This is a genomic window from Methylotuvimicrobium sp. (assembly GCF_050611805.1).
Taxonomy (GTDB): domain Bacteria; phylum Pseudomonadota; class Gammaproteobacteria; order Methylococcales; family Methylomonadaceae; genus Methylotuvimicrobium.
On the sequence record NZ_JBNGHF010000099.1, the window covers coordinates 1 to 4,533 of the forward strand.

General features: G+C 46.2%; 5 protein-coding genes. All 5 read right to left on the reverse strand.

The annotated features are described in order from the left end of the window. Nucleotides 1–139: 139 nt before the first annotated feature. The 5 genes from ACRJJO_RS21680 to ACRJJO_RS21700 all read right to left on the reverse strand — a co-directional run bounded on the left by ACRJJO_RS21680 (nucleotide 140) and on the right by ACRJJO_RS21700 (nucleotide 4,114). On the reverse strand, nucleotides 140–493 hold the full coding sequence (locus ACRJJO_RS21680) for a type II toxin-antitoxin system VapC family toxin (RefSeq protein WP_431067638.1): 354 nt from the start codon (nucleotides 491–493) through the stop codon (nucleotides 140–142). A gap of 545 nt (nucleotides 494–1,038) precedes the next feature. Then, on the reverse strand, nucleotides 1,039–1,905 hold the full coding sequence (locus tag ACRJJO_RS21685; RefSeq protein WP_431067639.1) for an Rpn family recombination-promoting nuclease/putative transposase: 867 nt from the start codon (nucleotides 1,903–1,905) through the stop codon (nucleotides 1,039–1,041). Between the two features lie 857 nt (nucleotides 1,906–2,762). Continuing rightward, on the reverse strand, nucleotides 2,763–3,026 hold the full coding sequence (locus tag ACRJJO_RS21690; protein WP_431067640.1) for a hypothetical protein: 264 nt from the start codon (nucleotides 3,024–3,026) through the stop codon (nucleotides 2,763–2,765). A 436-nt stretch (nucleotides 3,027–3,462) separates the two neighbouring features. Further along, nucleotides 3,463–3,813 (reverse strand): HepT-like ribonuclease domain-containing protein, encoded by a 351-nt coding sequence (locus ACRJJO_RS21695; RefSeq protein ID WP_431067641.1) that lies wholly within the window; start codon nucleotides 3,811–3,813, stop codon nucleotides 3,463–3,465. Beyond that, nucleotides 3,803–4,114, reverse strand: a complete 312-nt coding sequence (locus ACRJJO_RS21700; protein ID WP_431067642.1) for a nucleotidyltransferase family protein — start codon at nucleotides 4,112–4,114, stop codon at nucleotides 3,803–3,805. The genes ACRJJO_RS21695 and ACRJJO_RS21700 overlap by 11 nt, the downstream gene beginning before the upstream one ends. Nucleotides 4,115–4,533: the final 419 nt, after the last annotated feature.

Below are 4,533 nucleotides of genomic sequence, written 5' to 3' on the forward strand. Positions count from 1 at the left end.
TTTGGTTGATTATTTCAGAACCCTGGAAAAGGCGTAATTAGTGGGGATACCTCAGGGTCAGGTTGAATTAATGAAAAAAGGGGTCAGGTTGAATTAATAATTTACCCGGCCCCCTTTATGCCTTTTTCTCTAATCAAATTTAAATCTTGATAATTGTGTCGTTATAGAGCGCTACCAAGGTATCGTGAGTCATTAAACGCATCGGTTCTCCGAGCGCCTGAGCGATAAGTATGCGGTCGAACGGGTCTTGGTGATGTAAAGGCAGTTCTTCGACCGCTATCGTATGTTCCGCCTCAACAGCGAAGAAGCGATATCCAGATTCCTGAAAATAGCGCATCGCGTCTCGGCTAGAAACCGGCATGTCGCCTCGACCTAGCGAGTGCTTGATTGCAATTTCCCAGACATTCGCCGCGCTGACCCAAACGGTTGCTTTGGGCGATGCAATCAAATCACGCGCATTTTGTGACAGTTTTGAGTTATCCGTGAAGCCCATAGTGCAACGTAAGTATCCAGCAGCAGATTCAATTCTGCACCTCGCCCATGAACAACCGAGCCACTTCGTCGTTATCTGTATCAATGCTGTCCGGCACCACGAACAAGCCTTTTGCTACTCCAATCCGCTTCCCGGATGGCGCAGTATCTATCGGAACAAGCTTAGCAGCTGGGCGGCCATTCCAGCAAAAAAGGGGTCAGGTTTATTTAATAATTTACCCCTTGCCAAGGACCCGCTCTAAACGATTCGAGTATAGCCAAAGCTTACCGAAAAGTTAGGGACGGGTTAAATAAGCCGTCCCGCCAAGGTCTTAAAATAGAGGCAACGCATAAACACCCAGTAAAAAGTACCAAGCCAAGTTTCTCCATCGCGCAAAAAATCAAAAATGATAATCGTTAAGAGACTTGCTAAAGCGTAAAATTTTATGACACCAAGAAATAAAGAGGGCAGAAGTTTATACCTACATCCGGGATGTTCCTAAAAAACGCCATGGTTAATGCAGGCTGATCAAATAAGCATGGCGCACAAAAGAGCCTCTTCTGCTTTCAATCCGGTTCTTTAAAAACGTTCTCAAGACTCGTTGCATCGAAAACCCGATCAAACCACACTTCAATCTCTGCTAAAGAAGCTTGATCGATTTTAGCTTGCAGAATTGGCTCCATTCGATTGCCAAAACGCTTGTGCAACGCGCGTTGCAATAACATTTTAGCTTCATTTTCCGAACCTTTTTCCATACCTTTTTCTATGCCTTTTTCCATGCCTTTTACATAACTCGGCAAGCGTTCAATATTGATTTGTAACATTTCGTATGCCTCTTGGATGTCGATATTTAATTGACGGTTGTCCGCTAATATTTCCAACATTTCTAAATATTCACGACTCGCCTTGTCGTTCGTGCCGATCAATGCTTCCAGCTTCTGCAGAATATGCCGTACTATCTGAGTCGCCGACTCACCTTGAAAATCACACAGTATCGACAATACCAATGCCTCCGGCGTTCCTTGGTCGAACAACACGCGGTAACCGATGCTGCGCATGTCGACGAGTTGATAGCGGTAATTCAACTGCTTGCCCGTTTGACCATCAGCCATCGCCAAGCGATCCGATCCTGTATAAATCAAGCACTGATAGACCGGGCAGTTCGGATAAGCCAATTGAATATCACTTAAGTAACGCAACATTCTCGAAACCATCTGTGCATCGTTACTGTTTTGCACCTCGATATGCAAAATAAACTCGTCGCCTTGCCGAGTCTGTACTTTGGCCACTAAATCCGAGCGTCTATCTTCGATCCGTTGCTCTTCGGTATTAACCAGTTCGGCATCGCTCAAATCCAGCTTGCATAGATAATGCGCCATCTCTAATAGCAAGCGTTTGAGAATTTTTTTTGAAATAATGTCTTTATCGCCCATGGGCTGATCCTAGCATGATGGATAATTAATAACCTTGCAATATCTCGCCAAAAAGGGGAGTTATAGAGCCGGTAGTTAATAAAGCCATTAAATTGCACTTCAGCTAAGGCTAGCAAGGTGCTGCCAAATTCTAATTAACTAAGGGCTGTATAAATTAATAATTTAACCCTTGACAGGACTAGGTTTACAACCCATAAACATCAAGCTTAAGCTCAAGGACCCGCTCTAAACGTTTCGAGTATAATAGCCAAAGTATACCGGAACATTTAGAGCATACCGAAACATTGGGGACGGGTTAGGAATATTCACAAAATAACTGCTACAAGTAGTCGGCTTTGTGGCGATTCGGTGACTCGCTTGACAGGACGCCGTGAACCCAGCACCTAAATTATCCACGGTAGTTAACCATAGCCAATGGACTATGGAATTTAGGTGCTGGGTGAATACTTCCATGTAGGCTTGACGGCGGCGACTGATTGCCATGGATGGCATGAATGCAGATTTTGCAGGAGCAAAAATCTGCCCTGCCGCCGACACCTGTCAATCGAGCCACCGAACCCCCTTTCAGCATTTGTCGAAGTTATTTCATGCTCGTTCCTTAGATAACCCGTCCCGCCGAGGTGAAAATAGGTCAGAACCTAATGCCACTAAGTTAACCCGACATTAAAATTGCGTTAACATTAGCACGTCTCATAATTTGATCTACCTTACGTTTTGCTAATAGGCGTTCTTTAATCTGAGCGCGCGGCGCGGATAAATAAGGAAACGTGCTTGTCGGTCGTCGTTTCTCCGCTCTTGGCTCAATTCTCGCTTCGCGTTCGCCGATAGTTTTGGACGCCTTGATCTCCAAGACGTTGTTAATCCAATTTAACAAGGCTTCTGTAAAACTGATTCGGCACGGCCAAACATGATGGCGTATGCCGGCTTGCAGCATGAGCAAACGAATCAGGTCGTAAACCACCAAGCCCTTTTCGAGCCATGGCCGGTGTCTTACAGCGCAATGGCTCGATCTGCATGACCTTCTTGATAAAAAGGAGATCGATTTCAATTTGCCAACGATGCCAATACAATTTCCGTAGTGTGTTTTTCCGATAGTGCTTAGCATCCAACAATTTGGCCATATAGACTTTCCCATAGATCAGAAAAAACCGCACGGTGACGTGATCCGGCGAGTTCCCATACGCTGAGTTCATCTATTTCGAGCGCTTAGACTTCCCTAGATCAAATAGACGATCAATGGAATCACCACGCAAGAACACCTTGTGACCAATAGATTTTGCGATTGCTATGCACCAGGCATAATAGCTCGGCACCGTGTTTGGCATTAGGGCTTGAGACACCTTTGTTGCTCTTCATATTAGGCAATGAATTTGCCATAGTCGACGTGAGAACCGATCCAAATCCATTGAATTCCATCTGGGGCATATTCCGATGGCACGGTAACTCTGACCCACTCGCGCAGACTATAATTCTTCAATACGTTTCAATCGAATAATTGAAAATAATCAGTCGGGTGATTTCGTTGAAATCGCTAGGGTTGTGGCATTTTGATTCATGTTAAGGCGCGCCCGCTTCATCCAATAAGCGGGCGATGGCGTCATAAAGATTGGGCAGCGAGGTTTCAATGGTATGCCAGACCGTCATATCATTGACCGAGGCATATCCGTGTATCAGCAGATTGCGGAAGGCGACGATTTGCGGTACATCCGGAATTTGCTCTGCCCATTGCGGTTCGATTTTGCAGAGTTGATTGAGCGCTTCGCCGATGATTTCGAATTGACGCTCGACTGCAGAACGCAGTAGGCGATCACCGGAGTAGTCTTTATACGTTTTACCGGCCACAAATTCCTGAATGGCTTCGGCTGCGGAGTGGGCGTCCCACAAAAAGGCGCGGGCATCACGCTGCATAAACCAACTCTCGGCTTTGTTCGATTTTGGCGCGCACGTAAGGGTTGCGGAGAGCAGCGGTTTCGGCCAGATCCACCTCACGGCCAATCAGTTGTTCCAGTTCCCGACGTAAGCCAAAAAAGGTATGCAAGGAGGGCGCCTGTCCTTCGCTGGCAAATTCCACCAAAAAATCGGCATCGCTCAAGGCAGGATCGAAATCGCTACCGCGCGCGGCAGAACCGAACACCTCCAGTTTACGAACGTGGTAACGCCGGCACAGTTCGGCGATGGCGGGCTGATATTGCTGGATATCGGGATGCATGCAGTATCTCCCTCTGTCTGGTTAGATGCGTCCGATGATTCTACCGCAGCAATGCTTCGGCCAAAAAGCTTTTTCAAAAAAGGGTCAGGTCAGGCCCATTTATTTTTCACTGTATTTACATGACTTTTTCTTTACATCTTCATATCAGACAAACAGCATAATGCTGATTATCAACTATGAGCAAGCTTATGAAAACTTCTATCGATATTGATGATCAATTATTGCTGCCTGCCCGCTAAACATCAAGCGGTTACTCAAGGCTATTGGTGCAGTATCTATCGGAACAAGCTTAGGAATATGCACAAATTTACTTCTACAAGTTTTAGGCACTGTGGAGGTTCGGCGACTCGCTTGACAGGACGCCGTGAATACTTCCATGTAGGCTTGACGGCGGCTTTCCCTGCCGCCGACACCTGTCA

What these genes read in the sequence shown, in the direction of transcription:
- ACRJJO_RS21700 (WP_431067642.1), bottom strand. Translation starts at nt 4,114, where the DNA reads ATGCATCCCGATATCCAGCAATATCAGCCCGCCATCGCCGAACTGTGC.
- ACRJJO_RS21690 (WP_431067640.1), bottom strand. Translation starts at nt 3,026, where the DNA reads ATGGCCAAATTGTTGGATGCTAAGCACTATCGGAAAAACACACTACGG.
- ACRJJO_RS21695 (WP_431067641.1), bottom strand. Translation starts at nt 3,813, where the DNA reads ATGCAGCGTGATGCCCGCGCCTTTTTGTGGGACGCCCACTCCGCAGCC.
- ACRJJO_RS21685 (WP_431067639.1), bottom strand. Translation starts at nt 1,905, where the DNA reads ATGGGCGATAAAGACATTATTTCAAAAAAAATTCTCAAACGCTTGCTA.
- ACRJJO_RS21680 (WP_431067638.1), bottom strand. Translation starts at nt 493, where the DNA reads ATGGGCTTCACGGATAACTCAAAACTGTCACAAAATGCGCGTGATTTG.